Origin of the sequence: Puerhibacterium puerhi (assembly GCF_009846865.1) — a bacterium.
Taxonomy (GTDB): domain Bacteria; phylum Actinomycetota; class Actinomycetes; order Actinomycetales; family Cellulomonadaceae; genus Puerhibacterium; species Puerhibacterium puerhi.
In genome coordinates this window covers 1-20,774 of sequence record NZ_WUWN01000033.1, presented here as the reverse complement: position 1 = coordinate 20,774, position 20,774 = coordinate 1, and the positions used below count along the sequence as shown (strand labels likewise).

The 20,774-nt window shown below is 75.1% G+C and carries 17 protein-coding genes and 1 riboswitch; of the genes, 6 read left to right on the top strand and 11 right to left on the bottom strand.

The genetic code is table 11. The features are described 5' to 3' along the window. Positions 1 to 56: 56 nt before the first annotated feature. The 3 genes from GSF02_RS14475 to GSF02_RS14465 are packed head-to-tail and all read right to left on the bottom strand — an operon-like array spanning position 57 to position 3,286. Positions 57 to 920: a carbohydrate ABC transporter permease gene (locus GSF02_RS14475; protein ID WP_201308945.1), complete on the bottom strand. Its 864-nt coding sequence runs from the start codon at positions 918 to 920 to the stop codon at positions 57 to 59. A gap of 26 nt (positions 921 to 946) precedes the next feature. Further along, a complete protein-coding gene (locus GSF02_RS14470) occupies positions 947 to 1,987 on the bottom strand; it encodes a carbohydrate ABC transporter permease (RefSeq protein ID WP_159797727.1) in 1,041 nt (346 codons plus the stop codon). Between the two features lie 6 nt (positions 1,988 to 1,993). Next, positions 1,994 to 3,286, bottom strand: coding sequence for an ABC transporter substrate-binding protein (locus GSF02_RS14465; protein WP_159797725.1), 1,293 nt, complete (start codon positions 3,284 to 3,286; stop codon positions 1,994 to 1,996). A gap of 159 nt (positions 3,287 to 3,445) precedes the next feature. Here GSF02_RS14465 and GSF02_RS14460 point away from each other — a divergent pair, with 159 nt between their 5' ends. Continuing rightward, positions 3,446 to 4,495: a LacI family DNA-binding transcriptional regulator gene (locus GSF02_RS14460; RefSeq protein ID WP_235915591.1), complete on the top strand. Its 1,050-nt coding sequence runs from the start codon at positions 3,446 to 3,448 to the stop codon at positions 4,493 to 4,495. A 16-nt stretch (positions 4,496 to 4,511) separates the two neighbouring features. Here the strand turns inward: GSF02_RS14460 and GSF02_RS14455 are convergent, their stop codons facing one another. Continuing rightward, the gene (locus tag GSF02_RS14455) at positions 4,512 to 5,705 is read right to left on the bottom strand and encodes a phosphotransferase (RefSeq protein ID WP_235915590.1); all 1,194 of its coding nucleotides are present in this window, start codon (positions 5,703 to 5,705) and stop codon (positions 4,512 to 4,514) included. Positions 5,706 to 5,790: 85 nt separating this feature from the next. Between GSF02_RS14455 and GSF02_RS14450 the strand changes: the two genes are divergently transcribed. Further along, positions 5,791 to 6,948 (top strand): GNAT family N-acetyltransferase, encoded by a 1,158-nt coding sequence (locus tag GSF02_RS14450; protein ID WP_159797721.1) that lies wholly within the window; start codon positions 5,791 to 5,793, stop codon positions 6,946 to 6,948. Between the two features lie 77 nt (positions 6,949 to 7,025). Here the strand turns inward: GSF02_RS14450 and GSF02_RS14445 are convergent, their stop codons facing one another. Together GSF02_RS14445 and GSF02_RS14440 are read right to left on the bottom strand one after the other, a co-directional pair. Beyond that, complete coding sequence (locus GSF02_RS14445) at positions 7,026 to 7,784, bottom strand: copper homeostasis protein CutC (RefSeq protein ID WP_235915589.1); 759 nt, start codon at positions 7,782 to 7,784, stop codon at positions 7,026 to 7,028. Positions 7,785 to 7,794: 10 nt separating this feature from the next. Further along, entirely contained in the window at positions 7,795 to 9,300 is a 1,506-nt protein-coding gene (locus tag GSF02_RS14440) for a M81 family metallopeptidase (protein WP_159797719.1), read from the bottom strand. Between the two features lie 151 nt (positions 9,301 to 9,451). On the opposite strand from GSF02_RS14440, the gene pgi reads away from it, so the two are divergent. Then, positions 9,452 to 11,167: a glucose-6-phosphate isomerase gene (gene pgi / locus GSF02_RS14435; RefSeq protein WP_159797717.1), complete on the top strand. Its 1,716-nt coding sequence runs from the start codon at positions 9,452 to 9,454 to the stop codon at positions 11,165 to 11,167. An 82-nt stretch (positions 11,168 to 11,249) separates the two neighbouring features. Here pgi and GSF02_RS14430 read toward each other — a convergent pair whose 3' ends face one another. Both GSF02_RS14430 and GSF02_RS14425 read right to left on the bottom strand, forming a co-directional pair. Continuing rightward, the gene (locus tag GSF02_RS14430) at positions 11,250 to 12,671 is read right to left on the bottom strand and encodes a S1C family serine protease (protein WP_159797715.1); all 1,422 of its coding nucleotides are present in this window, start codon (positions 12,669 to 12,671) and stop codon (positions 11,250 to 11,252) included. Positions 12,672 to 12,772: 101 nt separating this feature from the next. Then, the gene (locus GSF02_RS14425; protein ID WP_159797713.1) at positions 12,773 to 13,396 is read right to left on the bottom strand and encodes a dihydrofolate reductase family protein; all 624 of its coding nucleotides are present in this window, start codon (positions 13,394 to 13,396) and stop codon (positions 12,773 to 12,775) included. 176 nt (positions 13,397 to 13,572) lie between these two features. Between GSF02_RS14425 and GSF02_RS14420 the strand changes: the two genes are divergently transcribed. Together GSF02_RS14420 and GSF02_RS14410 are read left to right on the top strand one after the other, a co-directional pair. Beyond that, positions 13,573 to 14,442 (top strand): aldo/keto reductase, encoded by an 870-nt coding sequence (locus GSF02_RS14420; RefSeq protein WP_159797711.1) that lies wholly within the window; start codon positions 13,573 to 13,575, stop codon positions 14,440 to 14,442. Positions 14,443 to 14,569: 127 nt separating this feature from the next. Further along, positions 14,570 to 15,745: a PrsW family intramembrane metalloprotease gene (locus GSF02_RS14410; RefSeq protein ID WP_159797709.1), complete on the top strand. Its 1,176-nt coding sequence runs from the start codon at positions 14,570 to 14,572 to the stop codon at positions 15,743 to 15,745. 67 nt (positions 15,746 to 15,812) lie between these two features. Here GSF02_RS14410 and GSF02_RS14405 read toward each other — a convergent pair whose 3' ends face one another. The 3 genes from GSF02_RS14405 to GSF02_RS14395 are packed head-to-tail and all read right to left on the bottom strand — an operon-like array spanning position 15,813 to position 19,854. Next, on the bottom strand, positions 15,813 to 17,000 hold the full coding sequence (locus GSF02_RS14405; protein ID WP_159797707.1) for an ABC transporter ATP-binding protein: 1,188 nt from the start codon (positions 16,998 to 17,000) through the stop codon (positions 15,813 to 15,815). Then, the gene (locus GSF02_RS14400; RefSeq protein WP_408003901.1) at positions 17,000 to 18,766 is read right to left on the bottom strand and encodes an ABC transporter permease; all 1,767 of its coding nucleotides are present in this window, start codon (positions 18,764 to 18,766) and stop codon (positions 17,000 to 17,002) included. Before GSF02_RS14400 ends, GSF02_RS14405 begins: the two co-directional genes overlap by 1 nt. Beyond that, positions 18,742 to 19,854 carry a thiamine ABC transporter substrate-binding protein gene (locus GSF02_RS14395; protein ID WP_159797705.1) on the bottom strand — a complete coding sequence of 371 codons (1,113 nt, stop codon included), beginning with the start codon at positions 19,852 to 19,854 and terminating at the stop codon, positions 18,742 to 18,744. The genes GSF02_RS14400 and GSF02_RS14395 overlap by 25 nt, the downstream gene beginning before the upstream one ends. A gap of 84 nt (positions 19,855 to 19,938) precedes the next feature. Continuing rightward, a riboswitch (TPP riboswitch) is annotated at positions 19,939 to 20,044 on the bottom strand. A gap of 130 nt (positions 20,045 to 20,174) precedes the next feature. Between GSF02_RS14395 and GSF02_RS19035 the strand changes: the two genes are divergently transcribed. Continuing rightward, on the top strand, positions 20,175 to 20,774 hold a 600-nt coding region (locus tag GSF02_RS19035; protein ID WP_159797703.1), incomplete at its 3' end, for a hemerythrin domain-containing protein.

Below are 20,774 nucleotides of genomic sequence, written 5' to 3'. Positions count from 1 at the left end.
GGTGCGCCGGTCGCGGCCGGCGGGTGCCGCCGGCCGCGACCGGGTGGTGCGCAGGATCAGCCCTTGATCGCGCCCGTCAGGCCGCCGACGATCCGCTTCTCGAACAGCGAGAAGAAGATCAGCGCCGGGATCATCGACAGCGACGTGAACGCGAGGACCTTCGCGGTGTCCACCGAGTACTGGGAGGCGAAGTTGGCCACCCCGAGCGGCAGCGTGAAGGTGTTCGGGTCGCTGAGGATGAACAGGGGCAGCATGTAGCCGTTCCAGGCGGCGATGAACGCGAGGATGCCCGTGGTGATCACCCCGGGCAGCGACAGCGGGATGACCATCCGCCAGAAGAAGCCGAGCCGGCTGGCGCCGTCGATGCTCGCCGCCTCCTCGAGCTCCTTCGGGATGGCCCGCAGGAACGGCACCAGGATGATGATCGTCGTGGGCAGGGCGAACGCGATCTGCGGCAGGATGATGCCGGCGAGGGTGTTCGTCAGGCCCAGCGTGCGCACCATGAGGTACAGCGGCGTGATCGCGACGGTCATCGGGAACATCAGGCCGGCGGCGAACAGGGAGTACATGACCCCCTTGCCCGCGAACTGGTACCGGGCGATCACGTACGAGGCCATCACGCCCAGGACGACCACGCCGACGGTGGTGCCCAGCGCCGAGATCGCCGAGTTCGTCATCGCGATCCAGAACGACTCGCTGGACAGGACCTCGGTGTAGTTGGTGAAGACCCACGGCGCGGGCAGCCCCGACGGGTCCTCGGTGATCTGGGAGTTCGTCCGGAAGCCGCCCAGGACGATGTAGAGGACCGGCCCGATGCACGCCGCGATGAGCACGAGCGCGATGAGGTAGGTCAGCGGGCTGCCCCACTGGAACTTCCGGGAGCTGCGCACCTCGTAGGTGCCGGGCGTCGCCGTGGGCAGCCCGGCGGGGAGGGTGGCGGAGGCACTCACTTCGTCTTCCCCTTCCGCCCGGAGTCGCCGGTCAGGGCGCCCTCGGTGTCGCGCCGCAGGACGAACCGCTGGTACACCAGCGCCACGACGAGCGAGATCAGGAACAGCACCACGGCGACCGCGCTGCCGTAGCCGTAGTTCCCGGCCATGTGGCCGTTGAGGTACATGTAGGTCGCCATCGTCGAGGTGCCGGCGGTGGAGGCCACGTACTGGCCCCAGATGATGTTGACCAGGTCGAACAGCTGCAGGGCGCCGATGATCGACAGGAACGCCCAGATGCGGATCGTCGGCCCGAGCAGCGGCAGGGTGATGCGGAACTGCTGCTGCCAGAAGGTCGCGCCGTCGATCGCGGCGGCCTCGTAGAGCTCCTCCGGGATGGACTGCAGGCCCGCCAGCATGAGGATGACCGCGAAGCCCACGTACTTCCACGTGAGGATGAGCATGAGCGTGCCCATCGCGATGCCCGGGTCGGCCAGCCAGCTCTGCTGCAGGTTCTCCAGGCCGATCTTGCCCAGCAGCGTGTTGAAGGCGCCGGTGTCGGACATCATCAGCGCCCAGCCGGTGCCGACGATGACCTCCGAGATCACGTACGGCACGAAGATGAGCATGCGGATGATCGAGCGCCCGCGGATCTTCTGGTTCATCAGCAGGGCGAACAGGATCGCCACGGGCCCCTGCAGCACCAGGGACAGGATCACGATGACGAAGTTGTGGCCGACCGCCGCGTGGAACGTCGGGTCGGTCAGGATCGTCACGTAGTTCTGCAGACCGGCGAAGTCCGTCGGCGGGCCGAAGCCCTTCCACCGGTAGAACCCGTAGTAGGCCGCCATCAGCACGGGCACGATGACGAAGGTCAGGAAGACGATGATGGCGGGGCCGGAGAGCACCGCGATCTCTGCGCGCTTGCGCCAGTCGGGCCCCGGGCGAGTCGCACGGCCCGCCGACCGACCCGCCGGGGGCGACATGACGTCGCCCCCGACGGTCGTGGGACCCGCAGGTGCAGCTGCCCGTGCGGGCAGGGCCTGGGAGTCAGCCATGCCAGGTCACCCGCGCGCCGCTGCGGATTCCATCGTGGACACGATGCTCTCGGCGTCACCCTTGCCGGCGAGCATGTCCACGACGGCGGTGTTGAGCGCGTTGCCGACGTTCTGGCCGAGCACGGTGTCCATCCACGTGCTGACGTAGGCGGCCTGGTTGTACGCCGCCATGATCGGCTGGAGGGCCGGGTCGGCGACGACGCTCTGGGCCTCCTGGTTGGCCGGGATGGTCTGGTACGCCTCGGCGTACTTCTCCTGCTGGTCCTTCGTCGCGATGAAGTTGAGGAAGTCCTCGCACGCGGCCGGGGAGTCCTGCGAGCAGCTGAAGCCGTCGACGCCGCCCATCATCGCGGTCGGGTCGCCCTGCTGGCCGTCGACGGACGGGAAGGGGAACCAGCCGAGGTCGGGCAGCGGCTTCTGGTCGGGGGTCAGCGACGCGATGACGCCGACGTCCCAGCCGCCCATGAGCTCCATGGCGGCCTTGTGGTTCGCGATCAGGCCGGCGGAGGAACCCGCGCCCTCCTGGGCGGGCGTGGTCAGGAAGCCCGTGTTGAACGGCTCCGTGCCCGCGAACTCCTCGAGGTCCTGGCCCGCCTTCTGCCAGCAGTCGTCCGAGAAGTCCTTCGAGCCGGACAGGCCCTGGATGGTCTCCTGCGAGCACTCGCGCAGGGCGAAGAAGTAGTACCAGTGCGCGGCCGGCCAGGCGTCCTTCGCCCCGAGGGCGATGGGCTGGATCCCCGCGGCCTTGAGCTTGTCGACGGCGGTGCTGAGCTCGTCCATCGTCTTCGGCTCGGCGGTGATGCCGGCCTGCTCGAAGAGGTCCTTCGAGTAGAAGATGCCGCCAGGCAGCACGGCCGTGGGCACCGCGTAGTTCTTGCCGTCGACCTCGAACGCCGACAGCGCCGCGCCCATGCTGCTCTTCGCCTCGTCGCTCAGCTTGTCGGACAGGTCCTTGACCTTGCCGGTCGCGACGATGTCCGCCAGCTTCTGGCCGCCGCGGGCCATGAAGATGTCCGGCAGGTCGCCGGAGTTGACGGCGGTCTGCAGCTTGCCGTCCATGTCCTCGTTCTGGATGGACTGGATGTCGAACTTGACGTCCGGGTGCTCCGCCGAATAGGCGGCCGCCGCGTCCTCCCAGTACTGCTTGCCGGGACCGGTGGTCGAGTTGTGCCAGATCGTGAGGGTGGCGCCGCCGCCCTCCGACCCCTCGTCCGAGCTGCCGCCGGCACAGCCGGAGGCGAGGAGCGCAATGCTCGCGCCGAGGGCGACGAGCGCCGCTCCGCGAATCTTCCTCGTCATCGTGGAAACCCCTTGGTCGTCTTCGACGGGATCGACAGTCACCTGCCACCGCCGAGAGTGGCAGGCGTCACGCTCGTGTGTCAAACGTTTTCGATAACGGTTTCGAAACGCCCGGTCCGGGTGCGCGGGGCGACGGTGCGGCACGGTACGGTCGTCGTCGTGAGCACCGACGCCGGCTCTCCGGGCACCACCAGCGGCGAGCCGCCCCTGGGCCGCGTGACGATCACCGACGTCGCGCGGGCCGCCGGCGTGTCCGTGGCCACGGTCTCGAAGGTGATCAACGGGCGCTACGGCGTCGCGGCCTCCACCTCGGAGCGGGTCCTCGAGGTCGTCGCGCGCCTCGGCTACGAGTCGTCGCTGGTGGCCAGCTCCCTGCGACGCCGCCGCACCGACGTCATCGGCATCCTCGTGGCGGAGTTCGAGCCCTTCGCGACCGAGCTGCTCAAGGGCGTCTCGGCGGCCGTGGCCGGGACCGGCTACGACGTGCTGGCGTACTCCGGCAGCGTCTCGGGCGACAACACCGTGGGCTGGGAGCGCCGGTCGCTCTCCCGCCTGGCCGGCACGCTGATCGACGGCGCCGTCATCGTCACGCCCACGGTGCTGTTCCCCACCACGGACATCCCCGTCGTCGCGATCGACCCGCACACCGGCCCCACCGGCCCCACCACCATCGACTCGGACAACGTGGGCGGCGCCCGTGCCGCCACGCGGCACCTGCTCGAGCTGGGCCACCGCCGCATCGGCCACGTGCGCGGCCGCACCGACCTGGAGTCGGCGCACCGCCGCGAGCGCGGCTACCGCGAGGCGCTGGCGGAGGCCGGGGTCCCGTTCGACCCCGATCTGGTGCGCGACGGCGGCTACCGCGCCGCGACCACGACCGAGGCGGCCCGCGCGCTGCTGGAGCTGCCCGACCCGCCGACGGCGATCTTCGCGGCCAACGACCTGTCGGCGATCCGGACCGTCGAGGTGGCCCGCGAGCGGGGCCTGCGCGTGCCGGAGGACCTGTCGGTGGTCGGCTTCGACAACGTCCCCGAGGCCTCGAACTGCGAGCCGCCGCTGACCACCGTGGCCCAGCCGCTGCAGCAGATGGGCGCCGAGGCGGTGCGGCTGCTGCTCGACCTGCTCGACGGCAAGGAGCGCGAGCGGCACGTGCACATGCCGGCGCGGCTGGTGGTGCGGCGCAGCTCCGGCCCGGCGCCCGTCCGCTGACGGCCCCGCGCGGGCGTCAGCTCAGCGCGGTCCCGTCGAGCCAGCGCTCGACGGCGTCGAGCCGGCGCGACGTCGCCTCCCGCCAGCCGGGCTCCTGCACCCGGTGCGGGCCCGTCGCCAGCGACAGCAGCACCCCGGCGGTGCGCGCGGCGAGCGCGTCCGGACCGACGACGTCGGCGTACGCCCGGGCGTGCTCGCGCGCGTACGCCCGCAGCCGGTCGGCGTCCCACCCGCGCAGCAGCGACAGGGTCTCCAGGTGCGCGACGAGGCAGCCGAGGTCGTCGGCCCGGTGGCCCGGTCCGGCGGAGTCCACGTCGAGCAGCCCGGTGATGCGCCCGCCGGCGAGCAGCACCTGCGCCTCGTACAGGTCGCCGTGCGTGGGGTCGTCGCCCGCGTCGCCGGCGACCGCGTCGGTGATCGCCGCGGCGAGCCGCGCCGCCCGCTCCGCCTCCGACGGCAGCGCGACGCCGATCACCGCGGCGTAGTGCCCCGCGCCCTCGCTCCACGAGCGCCGGCGCGGCAGCGCGCGGACCCCGGCAGGCATCCGGTCCAGCAGCTTCACGACGTCCGCCGGCGACGGCACCCGCCCGCCGTCGCGCACGACGTCGCGCATCGGCGTGCCCTGCAGCGGCGCCAGGGCGAGCAGCCCGTTGTCGGTCCAGCCAAGCGGGCGCGGCACCGGCAGGCCGGCGTCGGTGAGCAGCGCGTGCCGCGCGTGCAGCGCCACCACCCGGTCGGGCCGCACCACCTTGAGGAAGACCCGGCCCCGGCCCGTGCTCGCCTCGACGACTGCGCGCCGGGTGGGCCGGTAGGCGCGCACCTGCAGCCGCACGGGGCCGCCCGCACCGGGGACCCGCAGGTCGCCCAGCAGGCGGGCGAGGGCCCGCGGGTCGTGCAGCGGCCGCAGCGCGGGCAGCGCGGGGTCGTCCTGGAACATCCACACCGCCGCCGTGCGCTCGCCGTCCGCCAGCGCCACGACGCCCGGGCCCCGGGCGTCCTCGGGGCGCCCGAGGCTCGCCCCGAGCGTCTCGGCGCGCACCCCGTGCGGCCAGCGCACGCCGGCGCGGTAGGAGACGGTGGTCGAGCGGCCGGGGCGGTGGTCGACCTGGCGCACCGACCACGTGGTGACCTCGCCGCCGGCGGTCGCCACGGCGGCCGAGAGCAGCGACCCGGCGCCGGGCCCGGTCAGCACGTCGAGGTCGGTGGCCACGAGGCCATCCTGGCCAGTGCCGGGCGATCGTGCCGGGCGAAAAAATGGTGATGCTCCGCGCACCCCGGTCGCGCATGCTGGCCGCATGGAGACCACGCACGCCGCCGCGGCCCAGCGCACCTGGCGCCTGGTCGACGTCGCCGCCGGGCGGGCCGCCGCGCCCGCCGGGGCGTCCGGCGACGCGGCGCTCGACGCTGCCGAGGGCTGGGCCCTGCGGGGTGCGGAGCGGGTGGGCCGCGCCGTCGCGCGCGAGAAGTTCGGGCACGACGACCAGGCCTTCCTCGCTGCCGAGCTGTCGACGAAGCTCCGCCACCAGGACGACCAGCTCGTCCGCATGGCCGTGGCGGTCGAGGGCGCCGACGGCGACCCGGACGCGGTGGTCGGCACCGCCGTCGTGTTCCTGCCGACGTCGGCCAACCAGCACATGGCCGAGGTCATCGTCGAGGTGCGCCCCGGCGCCCGCGGGCGCGGCCTCGGCGCGGAGCTGGCCGCCTGGGCGGAGGGCGTCGCCCGCGAGGCCGGACGCGGCACGCTGCAGTCGTGGATCGGGTTCGGCGACCACGCCGGCGGCCCGCAGCTGACGCCGACGACCGGCACCGGCACCGCCCCGGCCGAGGAGCCCGGCGTGCGGTTCGCGCTGAGGCGCGGCTACGCCCTGGAGCAGGTGGAGCGGCGCTCGCAGCTCGACCTGCCCCTGGACCCGGAGCGGCTCGCGGCGTTCGCCGCCGACGCCCGGGCACGTGCGGCCGGCTACCGCGTCCACGTGTGGCACGGGCGCGTGCCCGACGCGTGGGTGGAGCCGTTCGCGGTGCTCGAGACCCGCATGTCGACCGACGCGCCGACGGGCGGCCTCGACTTCCGCGAGGACGTGCGGGACGCCGGGCGTGTGCGCCGCACCGAGCAGCAGATCGCCGAGATGGGTCGCGACTTCGTCGTCACGGCCGCCGAGCACGAGGCCACCGGCGAGCTCGCGGCCATGACGATGCTGACCTGGCACCGCGAGCCGCGGGAGTTCGCGTTCCAGTGGGACACGATCGTGCTGCGGGCCCACCGGGGCCACCGCCTGGGCATGCTCGTCAAGGCGGTGAACCTGCAGCAGCTGGCCCGGCTGCGGCCCGGCACCCGGCGCGTGCAAACCTGGAACGCCGAGGAGAACCGCCACATGCTGGCCATCAACGTGGCGCTGGGCTTCCGCCCCGCGGGCGGCGCGGCGGCGGTCCAGAAGCTCCTCCCCGCGAGATAGAGAGCTCCCCCCGCGAGATAGAGAGGGTGCCCTCTCTATCTCGCGCGGGGAGCTCTCTATCTCGGCGCCAGGGCTCTCTATCTCGGCGCAAGGGCGGCGTCGAGGGCCGCGCGCGCCGCCGCGACGAGGCCGCCGTCGGTCACGTCGTAGCCGCCGTCGCCCCCGCCGCCCGGGCCGCCGTCGCCGGCCACCGCCCGGCGCGCCGACAGGTGCACGGCGTCAACGCCCGCCTCGACCAGGGCCGCGACGTCGGCGGTGCGCACTCCCCCGCCCGCCATGACCTCCACGCCGAGCGCGCGCGCCCGGCCGGCGAGCGCGGCCAGCGCGGCGACCCCCTCACCGGCGCGCGCCGCGCCGCCCGAGGTGAGCACCCGGCGCACGCCGTGGGCCGCCAGCACCTCCAGCGCGGCCGGGCGGTCCGCGACGACGTCGAACGCCCGGTGGAACGTCACGTCCGCCCCATCCGCGGCCGCGACGAGGGCCGCGAGCGCCACGGCGTCCACCGACCCCGCCGGCGTCAGCGCGCCGACGACGACGCCGGCCGCGCCCGCGTCGAGCACCGCGCGCACGTCCGCCACCTGCACCGCGAGCTCCTCGGGCGTGTACACGAACCCGCCGCCGCGGGGCCGCACCAGCGCGTGCACGCCGACGTCGCCCGCCGCGGCCGCGACGTGCCGCACGAGCCCCGCCGACGGCGTGAGGCCGCCCGTCGCGGCGAGCGCGACGCACAGCTCGAGCCGGTCGGCCCCGCCGGCCACCGCGGTGCGGGCGCCGGCGACGTCCTGCACCGCCACCTCGAGCAGCGCGCGGTGCGCCCCCGCCGGCGCGCCAGCCACGCTGGCCCCGTCAGACGAGCTCGGCACGGAGCGTCACCTCGCCGTCGAACGCATCGAGCGGGAAGACCGGCCGCTCGAGCCGCCGGTACGGCAGACGCTGCAGGTCCTGGTCCACCCCGCCCGGGGTGAGCATGAGCCGCCAGTCGGCGGCCATCGCGTGCAGCACCGGCTCCAGGTACCCGATCTTGACCACGACGACGTCGGCGGCCCGCGGGTCGATCCCGACCGCGGTGAAGTCTGCCTCCCGGTGGTACGGCTTGCGCCGCTCGGTGAGGATCACGCGCACGCCGCCGCAGCGGACCACCGCCACGGTCCCGGCCACCGGGTCGTCCTCGACCAGGGACTCGACCACGCCGCGCAGCCGCACGGGCCCGGCGTGCACGGCGTCGACGCGGGCGCCGGCGAGCACGTCCACCGTGACGCCCGGGCCCAGCGCGGTCCACGCCTCGGCCACCGTGCGGGCCGCCTCGGCGTCGGGCAGCGACGCGTAGACCACGTCGAGGCCGCCCTCGGCCCGCGGGCGGGCGAACGCCGGCTCGGCCAGCAGGCGGTGCAGCGTCCACGTGACGTCGCCGGCGCCGCCGGCGGTGGGGTTGTCGCCCGAGTCGGAGAGGAAGAACGGCCGTTCCGGCGCGAGCAGGGCGGCGGGCAGGCAGGCCTCGTACGTGCCGGCCGGCGCCGCGAACGTGAACTTCTCGCGGGCGTCCCAGTACATCGCGGCCAGCCGCTCGGCCTCGCGCAGGATGGTGGCCTCGTCGTCGCCGGTGACCACGACGGCGGCGCGGCTGCGCGGCTCGTCGGCCCAGGCGTAGCCGACCCAGACGGCGGCGTCGAGCACCCCCTCGGTCGCCGCGGCGTCGGCCACGGCCGCCCAGATCGACGCGGCCGGCTCGTCGCGCGTGGAGGTCTTCTCGCCCGGCAGCAGGACCGGCACCTGGACCCACGCCTTCTTCGGCCGCCCGCCGCCGGCGAGGCGCTCCAGCAGGTTCGCGGCGGCGCGCTCGCGCGTCTCGGCCACGTCCACGTGCGGCGCGGTGCGGTAGCAGGTGATCAGGTCGAGAGCCGTGGCCAGCTCGCGCGTCACGTTGCCGTGCAGGTCCGTCGCCGCGCTGACCAGCGCGTCCGGGCCGACGGCGGCGCGCACCGCCGCCGCGAGGTCGGCCTCGGCGTCGTCGTAGCCCTCGACCGACATGGCGCCGTGGATGTCGAGCAGCACGCCGTCGAACGGCGTGCCGGCCCCGGCCGCGGCGCGCAGGCCGGCGACGATCTCCTCGCGCACCGACTCGTAGACCTCGCGCAGCACCGTCCCGCCCGGCAGCGCCCGGGCGTGCAGCACGCCCTCCCAGGCGGCCGCCTCGCGCAGGGGCGAGCCGGCTGCGAGGAACGGGTGGTGCGCCACCAGCTCGTCGCCGCGGCGCAGGGTGAACGCCTCCCACCCCGAGCGGTGCGGGGAGAACGTGCTCGACTCGATCGACATGCCGGCGATCGCGATGCGGGGCTCAATGCGGGGCTTCATGCGGGTCCTCTCCGGCCGGCGGCGCTGGTCTCGGCCCTGTCGCTGCTGTCGCTCCTCACCCGCAGTCTGGCCCATCGCGGCCCGCGGGCGTGACGCCGCGCACGTCCGGATCCCCCCGCACCACCCCGGTGACCTCATTACGGTAGGAGCCATGACGACGTCCTCCCCCGTCGACCCGACCACCACCAGCGCCTGGGCCGACCTCACCACCCACCACGAGGCTCTCGAGCCGGACCTGCGCGGCTGGTTCGCCGCCGACCCGGCCCGCGCCCAGCGGCTCGCCTTCCAGGCGGCGGACCTGTACGTCGACCTGTCGAAGAACCTGGCCACCGACGACACGCTCGCGCTGCTGGTGCGGCTCGCGGGCGAGGTGAACCTGCCCGAGCGCATCGAGGCGATGTTCGGCGGCGAGCACATCAACGTCACCGAGGACCGTGCGGTGCTGCACACCGCGCTGCGCCGTCTGCCGGGCGAGGGCGAGGAGCACCTCGTCGTCGACGGCCAGGACGTGGACGCCGACGTCGCGGCCGAGCTCGACAAGATCGCCGCGTTCGCCGACAAGGTCCGCTCCGGCGAGTGGACCGGCGTCACGGGCAAGCCGGTGCGCACCATCGTGAACATCGGCATCGGCGGCTCGGACCTCGGCCCGGTCATGGTCTACGAGGCGCTCAAGCCGTACCTGCAGGAGGGTCTCGAGGCGCGCTTCGTCTCCAACATCGACCCCACGGACGTCGCCCAGAAGACCGCCGACCTGGACCCCGAGACCACGCTGTTCATCGTGGCGTCCAAGACGTTCGGCACCCTGGAGACGCTGACCAACGCCCGCCTGGCGCGGGCCTGGCTCTGGGAGCGCCTGGCCGCCGCGGGCGCGATCGAGGACACCGACTCCGCGCGCACCGCCGCCGTCGGGCGCCACTTCGTCGCCGTCTCCACGGCCCTGGACAAGGTGGCCGCCTTCGGCATCGACCCGGCCAACGCCTTCGGGTTCTGGGACTGGGTCGGCGGCCGCTACTCGGTCGACTCGGCGATCGGCACGTCGCTGGCGGTCGCGTTCGGCCCGGACCGGTTCCGCGAGCTGCTCGCCGGCTTCCGCGCGATGGACGAGCACTTCCGCACCACCCCGCTCGAGCGCAACGTGCCCGCCCTCATGGGCCTGCTCAACGTCTGGTACACCAACTTCCTCGGCGCCCAGTCGCACGCCGTGCTCCCCTACGCCCAGCAGCTGCACCGGTTCCCGGCCTACCTGCAGCAGCTGACGATGGAGTCCAACGGCAAGTCGGTCCGCTGGGACGGCTCGCCCGTCACCACCGACACCGGCGAGGTCTTCTGGGGCGAGCCGGGCACGAACGGCCAGCACGCCTTCTACCAGCTCATCCACCAGGGCACCCGACTCATCCCGGCGGACTTCATCGCCGTGGCCAACCCGGCCTACCCCCTGGTCGACGCCGAGGGCGACGGCAAGCAGGTGCCGGCCGGCGCCGACGTGCACGAGCTGTTCCTGGCCAACTTCTTCGCCCAGACCAAGGCGCTGGCGTTCGGCAAGACGCCGGACGAGGTGCGCGCCGAGGGCACCGCCGAGCACCTGGTCAGCGCCCGCACGTTCTCGGGCAACCGGCCGACGACGTCGATCCTCGCGCCGGCGCTGACCCCGTCCGTCGTGGGCCAGCTCATCGCGCTGTACGAGCACATCACCTTCACCCAGGGCGTGGTGTGGGGCATCGACTCGTTCGACCAGTGGGGCGTGGAGCTTGGCAAGAAGCTCGCCCTCGAGATCGCCCCGGCCGTGTCCGGCGACGACGCCGCGCTGGAGCAGCAGGACGCCTCGACGCAGGCGCTGGTGCGCAGGTACCGCGAGCTGCGCGGCTGAGGTTTCACGAGAAACGTCAGGGTCGGTCCCGGGATCCGTGCGATCCCGGGACCGATCCTGACGTCTCTCGGCTGCGGCTGCCTCAGGCGACGGGGCCCTGGGCGAGCGTCACGTCCGCCTCATGGCCCTGGCCGGCCGCGTCGGTCCAGGTGACCGTCACCGTGTCGCCCGGGTCGTGCGCGGCCAGGGCGGTGGTGAGGTCGTCCGGCGAGGCGACCGCCGTGCCGTCGACGGCGGTGACGGTGTCGCCCGCGACCAGGCCCGCCTCCGCGGCGGGCGTGCCGGCCACGACGCCGGCCACGAGCGCGCCGGCGGTCGCCGACGACGTCCCCGCACCGGAGCCGTACCGGGCGCCGAGGCCGACGCCGCCCTGCGTCGGCAGGCCTGCCGACGTCGTCTTCGGGGACGCCACCTCGACCCCGAGGAAGGCCGGATAGCCGAGCGAGACCGTGGCGGTCTCCTCGCCGGAGAGCACCTGGCGCACGATCGCCATCGCGTCGTCGATGTCGATCGCGTAGCCCACGACGTCGGCGGTGCCCGACGACGCGGCAGTGTCGATGCCGACGACCTCGCCCTCGGCGTCGAGCAGCGGGCCGCCCGAGTCGCCCGAGACGATGTCCGCGTCCACCTGGATGAGGCCGTCGAGCGTCTCGCTCGCGGCCGCGCCCTCGGCCGCGGTGGTGATCGTCCGGTCGAGCGCGGTCACGGAGCCGTCGGCCGCGACGAGCTCGCCCGTGCCGCCTGCGTTGCCGACGGCGGTCACGGCGTCGCCGACGGCCGGCTCCCCGTCGTCGTCCAGCGTGGCCGTCGCCAGCCCGCGGGCGCCGTCGAGCTCGAGCACGGCGACGTCGGAGGTCGCGTCCGTGCCGACCACCGTGGCGGTGTACGTCCTGCCCGTGGACGGGACCTCGACCCGGATCTCGGTCGAGCCGGCGACCACGTGGTTGTTGGTGAGCACGAGGCCGTCGGAGGTGAGCACGATGCCGGTGCCCGCGGCCGCGGCGTCCTGGTAGCCGAGGACCGTCTCGATGACGACGACGCCCGTGGCCTCGTCGTCGGTGGCCGGCGTCGCGTCGGCCTGCGCGCCGGCCTGCGCGGTGGCCGTCCCCGCGCCCGCGCCACCGCCCGTGGCGCCCCGGCCGAGCCCGGGGCCCGAGCCGCCGGACCACGCCGGGGCCCAGCCCGCGCCGAGGGACGCGGTGACGGCGGACGGTTCGCGCGGTGCCGCGGCGGCGGCCGACCCGGCGACGAGCGCGAGCGCGAGCCCGCCGGCGAGCAGCGCGCCGGCCCGGTGGCGTCGGCGGGCGCGGGCGCCGCGGTCGCCGTCGGCAGCGCCGCCGACGACGTCGGCCGCGTGGTCGGGCGCGTGGTCGGGCGCGTGGCCCGAGGTGCGGTCCGAGGTGTGGTCCGAGGTGTGGTCCGAGGTGTGGTCCGAGGTGTGGTCCGAGGTGTGGTCCGAGGTGTGGTCCGCGGCGGGGACGTGACGGGTGGGTCGGGTGCTCATCGCTGCCTCCAGGTGGGTTCCTGGACGACAGTTCACTCCGGCAACCCGCGACAGGCCTGGGGCGTGCCTGGGAGTTCGTCGGACACCGCGCCGCGGGCGGCTCAGTCCGCGGCGCGCGCCCGGGCCAGGTTCTCGCGCGCCTCCGCGTACCCGGCGTCCCCGAGCTCCCCCGGGGCGTACACGAGCCGAAGCACCCCGGTGGGGAACGCCTCGGACCGCAGCAGCCGCAGGGGGTAGGGCGAGCCGGCCTCGGTGAAGAGCCGCTCGCCGGCGCGCGCCGCGACGGGGTGCACCAACAGCCGCAGCTCGTCGACCAGCCGCGCGTCGAGCAGCTGGCGCACCACGGAGGTCGAGCCGGCCACGAGGACCTTGGACAGCCGGGGGTCGGCCTTGAGCCGCGTGACGACGTCGACCAGCTCGCCGTCGAGCGCCTGCGCGTTGCGCCAGCCGAGGTCGCGCCCGCGGTCGCGCGTGACCACGAGCTTGCGGGTGTCGCCGAGCTGCCGGGCGAAGTCGGCGTCGGCCTCGCCGGCGGCCTCCCGGTCCGGCCACGCCCCGGCGAAGCTGTCGTACGTGACGCGCCCGAGGACGATGACGTCGGTCCCCGCGTAGTCCTCGGTCACGGCCGCGCCCATGTGCTCGTCGTAGTACGGGAAGTGCCACGCCGGGTCGATCTCGACGACGCCGTCGAGCGCGATGAACAGGGAGGAGATGACGGTGGCCATGGTGGGTCCTTCGGTTCCGGGAGCGGGTGCCGCGCAGGCGGGGTGCGCCGGGTAGACGGCGCCGCCGGGCGGGAATCATCGCCGGTGCGTAGCGTGGCGGACGGCCCGCGGCTCCTCGATCCCGGCACCGGCGATCCCGACACCAGACCTCCGCGGACCCGACGGGAGGACCAACCATGCAGACCCGCACCCTCGGCGACCGTCAGGTGAGCGCCGTCGGCCTCGGCGGCATGCCGATGTCGATCGAAGGCCGGCCCGACGAGGCCCGGTCGGTCGCGACGATCCACGCCGCCCTCGACGCCGGCGTGACCTTCGTCGACACCGCCGACTCCTACCACCTGCACGCCGACGAGGTCGGCCACAACGAGGAGCTCATCGCCCGCGCGCTGCGCTCGTACGGCGGCGACACCTCGGACGTCCTGGTGGCCACGAAGGGCGGCCACCTGCGCCCCGGTGACGGCAGCTGGACGAAGAACGGCCGCCCCGAGTACCTCAAGGAGGCGGCGAAGGCGTCCGCGAAGCGGCTCGGCGTGGAGGCCATCGGGCTCTACCAGTTCCACCGCCCGGACCCCGAGGTCCCGTACGCCGACTCGGTCGGCGCCATCCGCGACCTGCTGGACGAGGGCGTCATCGAGCGGGCCGGCATCTCGAACGCCGACCCCGACCAGATCCGCCAGGCCCAGGAGATCCTCGGCGGGCGGCTGGTCTCGGTGCAGAACCAGTTCTCGCCGCGGTTCCGCTCGTCGCTGCCCGAGCTCGAGCTGTGCGCCGAGCTCGGCATCGCGTTCCTGCCGTGGAGCCCGCTCGGCGGCATCTCGCTGGCCCGCTCGGGCGAGCTCGGACCCGAGTTCGCGCCGTTCCTCGAGGTCGCGCAGGCGCACGGCGTCAGCCCGTTCCAGGTGGCGCTCGCCTGGGAGCTGGCGCTCGCCCCCGTGGTGATCCCGATCCCGGGTGCCTCCCGGCCCGAGTCGATCCAGGACTCGGCGCGCGCGGCCGAGCTCGAGCTCACGCCCGAGGAGGTCGAGCGGCTCAGCGCCGCCGGCTGACCGCCCCGCCGCCCGCCCGCCCCGGCACCCGGTCCGGCGCCCGCCCTGGCGCCCGCCCCGCCGCCCGCCCTGGCACCCGCAGGGCCGCCGGGCGCGGGCGGGCGGGCGGCCCCGTAGCATCCGAGGCATGTCCGCCCTCGACCCCCGGGCGATCCTGGCCGGACGCTCGACCGCCCGGCCGTCCGTCCTGACGATCCTCGTGATCGCGATCTCCTCGGTGTGCCTGCTGGTCGCGCTCGGCGTCATCGCGCTCGAGGGCCCCAGCTTCGTCGTCGGGCTGCTGCTGGCCCTGCTGCCTCTGCCGCTGCTGCTGTCCGGCATCCTGGCGCTCGACCGGCTCGAGCCCGAGCCGCCCGACGCCCTGGTCCTGGCGTTCCTGTGGGGCGCCGGGGTGGCCGTGCTGGTCGCGATGTTCGTCAACACCCTCGGCTACGAGCTGCTCCTCGAGCCGCTGTTCGGCCCCGACCTCGGCCAGTACCTCAGCGCCACGCTCGGGGCTCCGGTGGTGGAGGAGACGCTCAAGGGCGCCGTGCTGTTCGGCATGCTGTGGCTGCGCCGGCACGAGCTCAACGGGCCCACCGACGGCATCATCTACGGCTCGATGGTGGGGCTCGGCTTCGCCACCGTGGAGAACGTCAGCTACTACACGATGACGGCGCAGGTCGGTCAGCTCGAGGCGACGTTCCTCGCCCGCGGCATCCTGACACCGCTGCTGCACCCGCTGTGCACGTCGCTCACCGGCGTGGGGATCGCTGCCGCGGCGACGCGGCGTCCCGGCGCCGGCCGCCTGGCGCCGGCGTTCCTCGGCCTCCTCGGCGCGATGGCGCTGCACGCCCTGTGGAACGGCGCGACGGCGTTCGGGTTCGCCGGCGTGCTGTTCGCCTACGGGGTCGGCTTCGTCGTCCTGGTGGTGCTGCTCGTGGTGGTCCGCGTCGACCGCGCCCGGACCGTCGCGATGGTCGGGCGCTACCTGCCGCCGTACGCGATGACCGGCGCGGTCACCGCGCAGGAGGTGCGGATGCTCTCGAGCATGCCGGCGCGCCGCGCCGCCCGGGTGTGGGCCCGCGCGGCGGGCGGGACGGCCACCGCACGCGCCATGACCGACTACCAGCAGGCCGCCGTCGAGCTCGCGCTGCTGCACCAGCGCGCCGACCGCGGCGGCGTCGAGCGCGCCGAGTTCGAGATGCGCCGCCAGCCGCTGGTCGCGCTGATGTACGCGGCGCGGCAGGCGTTCCTCGGCGCCGAGGCGGCGCGCCGCCTGCGCGGCTCCGGGCCGCCCGCGCCGCCGGGCATGCTGCGCTGACGGGCCGGTGAGCCGGTCCGGGCGGTGAGCCGGTCCGGGCGGTGAGCCGGTCCGGGCGGTGAGCCGGTCAGCCGCGGACGACGGCGCAGCCCGCCGGGTCGAGCGCCACGGTCACCTTGTCGCCCGGCGCCGGCGCGCCGGTGCCGGCGGTGCCGGCGGCGCCGTCGAGCACCGCGGCGAGGCGCTGGACGCCGGCGCCCAGATCGACGTCGACGGTGACCTCGGTGCGACCGCGCCGGAACACCGACCCGACCGCCTCGCCGGTCCACCCGCCTGCCGCCCCGCCACCTCCCGGCCTGTCAGGACCCGGGTGCGCCGTACCCCACCGAGGTTCTGACACGTCGGGGGGCAGGACGCGCAGCCCGGCCGGCCCGACGGCGAGCCAGCCGTCGCGGCCCGCCCCGCCGGGCCCGTCGCTGCCGGGCAGGGCCTCGGGCCCCGCCAGCGGCACGAACGCCTGGTAGCCCAGGAACCGGGCCACCCGCCGGGACGCCGGGGCGCGCCACAGCTCCTCGGGGGCCGCCACCTGCAGCAGCACGCCTCCCGACGAGCGTCCCGCCGCGTCGTCCTCGGCGGCCGTGCCGGCGACGTCGGACGCTCGCGGGCCGGAGCCCGCACCGCCCGGCTCGGGCGCGCCCATGACCGCCACCCGGTCGGCCACGGTGAACGCCTCGTCGTGGTCGTGGGTGACGAAGACGGCGGTGGTGCCGGTGCGCGTGAGGATGGCGCGCACCTCGACGGCGAGCCGCTCGCGCAGCCCGCGGTCCAGGGCGGAGAACGGCTCGTCGAGCAGCAGCAGGCGGGGACGGGGCGCCAGCGCGCGGGCCAGGGCGACGCGCTGCCGCTCGCCGCCCGACAGCGTGCTCACCGCCCGGCGCTCGTACCCGGCGAGCCCCACGAGCTCGAGCAGCTCGCGCCCCCGCTCGCGCCGCTCGGCGCGCGGCACGCGGGCCGTCTCCAGCCCGTAGGCGACGTTGCCCGCCACGTCGCGGTGCGCGAAGAGCTGCCCGTCCTGGAACAGCAGCCCGAACCCGCGCCGGTGCACCGGCACGCCGGCCAGGTCCTGCCCGTCGAAGGCCACGCCCCCCGCGGCCAGGGGCTCCAGCCCGGCCACCGCGCGCAGCAGCGACGACTTGCCGCAGCCGCTGGGGCCCAGCAGGGCCAGCACCTCGCCGTCGGCCACGTCGAGCGAGACGCCGCCCACCGCCGTCGTGCCCTCGTACCGCACGACGGCGTCGCGCACCCGCAGGCCCATCAGAACTCCCCTCCGGCCGCCCCGAGGCGGTCCCCGCGCAGCCGTTCGGCCAGCATCATCACCGCGGCGGTGAGCACCGCCAGCACCACGGACGCGGCCAGCGCCATCCCGTAGTTCTCCGCGCCCGGCCGGCCGATGAGCCGGAAGATCACCACGGGCAGCGTCGCCGCGTCCGGCCGGGCCAGGAACGACGTCGCACCGAACTCCCCGAGCGACACGGCGAACGCGAAGCCGATCGCCAGGCCCAGCGAGCGCAGCGCGACCGGCAGGTCGACGTCGCGCAGCACCCGCCCCGGCGCGGCGCCGAGCACGGACGCGGCCTCGCGCAGGCGCGGGTCGATCGCCCGCAGCACCGGCAGCACGGTGCGCACCACCAGCGGGACCGCCACCACCGCCTGCGCGACGGGCACCAGCAGGCCCGACGTGCGCAGGTCGACGTCCAGGCCGAGCGGCCGGTCGAGCGTCACGAGGAACCCGAAGCCGACGGTCACGGCCGAGACCCCCAGGGGCAGCATGAACACCGCGTCGAGCACCCCGACGGCCCGGCGGGCCGCACGGGCCCGCGGCCGGCGCGAGACCACGAGGGCCACCAGCCCGCCGACGACGACGGCGATCACGGCGGCCAGCACCGCGGTGCGCAGCGACGTCGCCAGCGCCTCCCACACCGTGACCACCAGGGCGTTGCGCCCGCCGGTCGTGCCGAGCGCGACGTAGTTGTCCAGGCCCCAGGTGCCGTCGGCGGCGCGGAACGAGCGCAGCACCAGCCCGGCCAGCGGCAGCAGGAGCAGGCCGGCGACGGTCAGGGCCGTGACCGTCGCGGCGACGGCGTCGGGCGCGCGGCGCAGGTCCAGCGGCTGGGCCGCGGCGCGCTCCGGCTGCAGGTCGAGCGCGTGCTCGCGGCGGGCCCGGGCGCGGGAGGACACCGCCAGGGCGCCGGCGACGACCACGAGCTGCAGGACGGAGAGCACCGCGGCCGTGCGCAGGTCGAGGAACTGGGTGGTGCGGGTCCAGATCTCCGTCTCGATCGTGCCGTAGCGGATGCCGCCGAGCACCAGCACGACGCCGAACGCCGTCGCGCAGAACAGGAAGACCACGGCGGCCGCCGAGGCGATGGCCGGGGCGAGCGCCGGCAGGGTGACCGTGCGGAAGGCCCGCCACGGCGAGGCGCCGAGCGCCCGGGCGGCCTGCTCGGCGCGCGGGTCGAGCCGCTCCCACAGGCCGCCGACGGTGCGCACCACCACCGCGTAGTTGAAGAACACCAGGGCGAGCACGACGGCCAGGAACGTCTCCTCGAGGTGTGCCCAGCCGAGCAGGCCGCCGGGCTGCAGCAGCGCGGAGAACGCGACGCCGACCACCACCGAGGGCAGCACGAACGGCACCGTGACCAGGCCGCGCACGAGGGTGCGGCCGGGGAACCGGCAGCGGTACAGCACGTAGGCGGCCGGCAGCCCGAGCAGCACCGACGCCGCCGAGCCGGCCGCGGCCTGCCCGAGCGTGAGCCCGACCAGCCGCCAGGTGCGCGGCGAGGTCAGCACGTCGCGGAAGCCGGACAGGTCGACGCCGCCGGCCACCGTCCCGCCGTCGGCCAGGAAGCCGCGCCCGACCAGCGCGACCACCGGCCAGGCGAAGAACACGCCGAGGAACAGCAGCGGCACGCCGGCCGCGAGCGCCCAGCCGGCGCCGCGGCCGAGCGCGCCGCCGCGGCCGGGCGCGCCGCGCCGGCCGCGCAGCGCAGGAGCCGTCAGCCGACGACCGTCTGCGTCCACTGCTCGATCCACTCCTCGCGGTGCTCGGCGACGTCGGCCGGGTCCACGGTGAACGGCTGCTCGGCGAGCGGCGCGAACTTCTGCCAGTCGGCGGGCAGCTCGACCGTGTCGTCCACCGGGTACATGTACATCTGGCCGGGCACGTCGGCCTGGAAAGCCTCGGACACCAGGAAGTCCACGAGCTGCTGCGCGCCGGCGGGGTTGGCGGCGCCCTGCAGCACGCCGGCGTACTCCACCTGGCGGAAGCAGGTCTGCAGCATCGCCGCGGTGGTCGACGCCGAGCCGTCGTCGGTCACGGTGAACGCCGGGCTCGTGGCGTACGACAGCACGATCGGCCGCTGGCCGCCCTCGCCCGACCCGGAGAAGTCGGCGTAGTACGCGTCCTCCCAGGAGTCGTCGACCTTGAGGCCGTTGTCGCGCAGCCGCTGCCAGTAGTCCTGCCAGCCGTCCTCGCCGAACGCGCCGACGGTGCCGAGCAGGAACGCCAGGCCGGGCGACGAGGTGGCGGGGTTGGTGACCACGGTGAGGTCGCGGTACTCGGGCTTCGTCAGGTCCTCGAGGGTCTCGGGCCGCTCGACGCCCTGCTCGTCGAACCAGGCGGTGTCGAGGTTCAGGCACACGTCGCCCATGTCCACCGGGGTCAGCTCGCCGCCGTCCCCGACGGCGTACTGCTGAGCGGACTCCGGCAGGTCGGCCGGGGTGTACGGGTCCAGCACGCCGGCGTCGATCACGCGGGAGGCGAACGTGTTGTCGATGCCGAAGACGACGTCGCCCAGCGGCGCGTCCTTGGTCAGCACGAGCTGGTTGGCCAGGGTGCCGGCGTCGCCGGCGGGCACCTGCTTCACCTCCAGGCCCGACTGCTGCTCGAACGCGGCGAGCACGTCCTCGCTCACGGCCCAGGAGTCGTGGGTGACGAGCGTGACGGTGCCCGACGCCGCCGAGCCGGCGCTCGCGCCCGGCTCGTCGCCGCTGCCGCCGCAGGCCGCCAGGGCCGGCAGCAGGCCGACGACGGCGGTGACGGCGCCCAGGCGGGCGGCGCCCAGGCGTGCGGTGCTCCGGCGGGCGGCCCCGCCGTGCGTGGTGGTCATGCGATGGTCCTCCTCGGACGTCGAGAAGGGGGCCCCGCACGCGCCCCGCCGGTGGCCGCTCGGCCGCCGACGACGCGCGCGCAGGGATCGAGAAGCCCGACTTCCTCCACCGGTGCTAACCGGATCAGGTTCGAGGGTCTGCGGTGGCCCGCACTCTCAGCGCCCCGACGGCGCTCCCCTGTCGTTCACCTGAGAGCCTACCGCGGGCCGGCACCGGGGCGAGGCCCGTCCCGCGGCCCTGCCGCCGGCGGCCGGGTGCGTGCCCCGTCGCCCGGCCGTACGGTGCCCGCACCCTGCTCGTCGCCCGGAAGGTGCCCGCCATGACCTCGATCGCCGCGCAGACCGACGCGCAGCTGGGCGGGCGCACGAGCGTGCTCGTGCGCCAGAAGCGCGACCACGTCAGGCTCGACCGGCTGCTGCGGCAGCTGGAGGGCACGCACGGCCGGCAGCAGGAGGAGGTCCTGCAGCGCATCTACCGCCTCGTGTTCCCCCACGCGTTCGCCGAGGAGTCGGTCCTGTGGCCGGTGATGCGCCGGGCGCTGCCGGACGGGCACGCCCTGACCCTCGAGGTGGAGCAGGAGCACCAGGAGGTCAACGAGCTCGTGACCCGGCTGGACGACCTCGACGCCGACGACCCGGGGCGCGGACCGGTCCTCGAGCGCCTGGCCGAGGTGCTGCGCGAGGACGTGCGGGACGAGGAGGACGAGCTGTTCCCCCGGCTGCAGGCGGTGACCGGCCCGGCCGAGCTGCGGCGCCTCGGGGTGTACTGGGAGGTCGTGCGCCGCATCGCCCCCACCCGGGCGCACCCGGTGGTGGCCCGCCGCCCGCCGGGCAACGTGGTCTCGGCCCTGCCGCTGTCGGTGCTCGACCGGCTGCGCGACGCCGCGGAGGCGGCCGCACGCCGGTCGCCCGCGGGCACC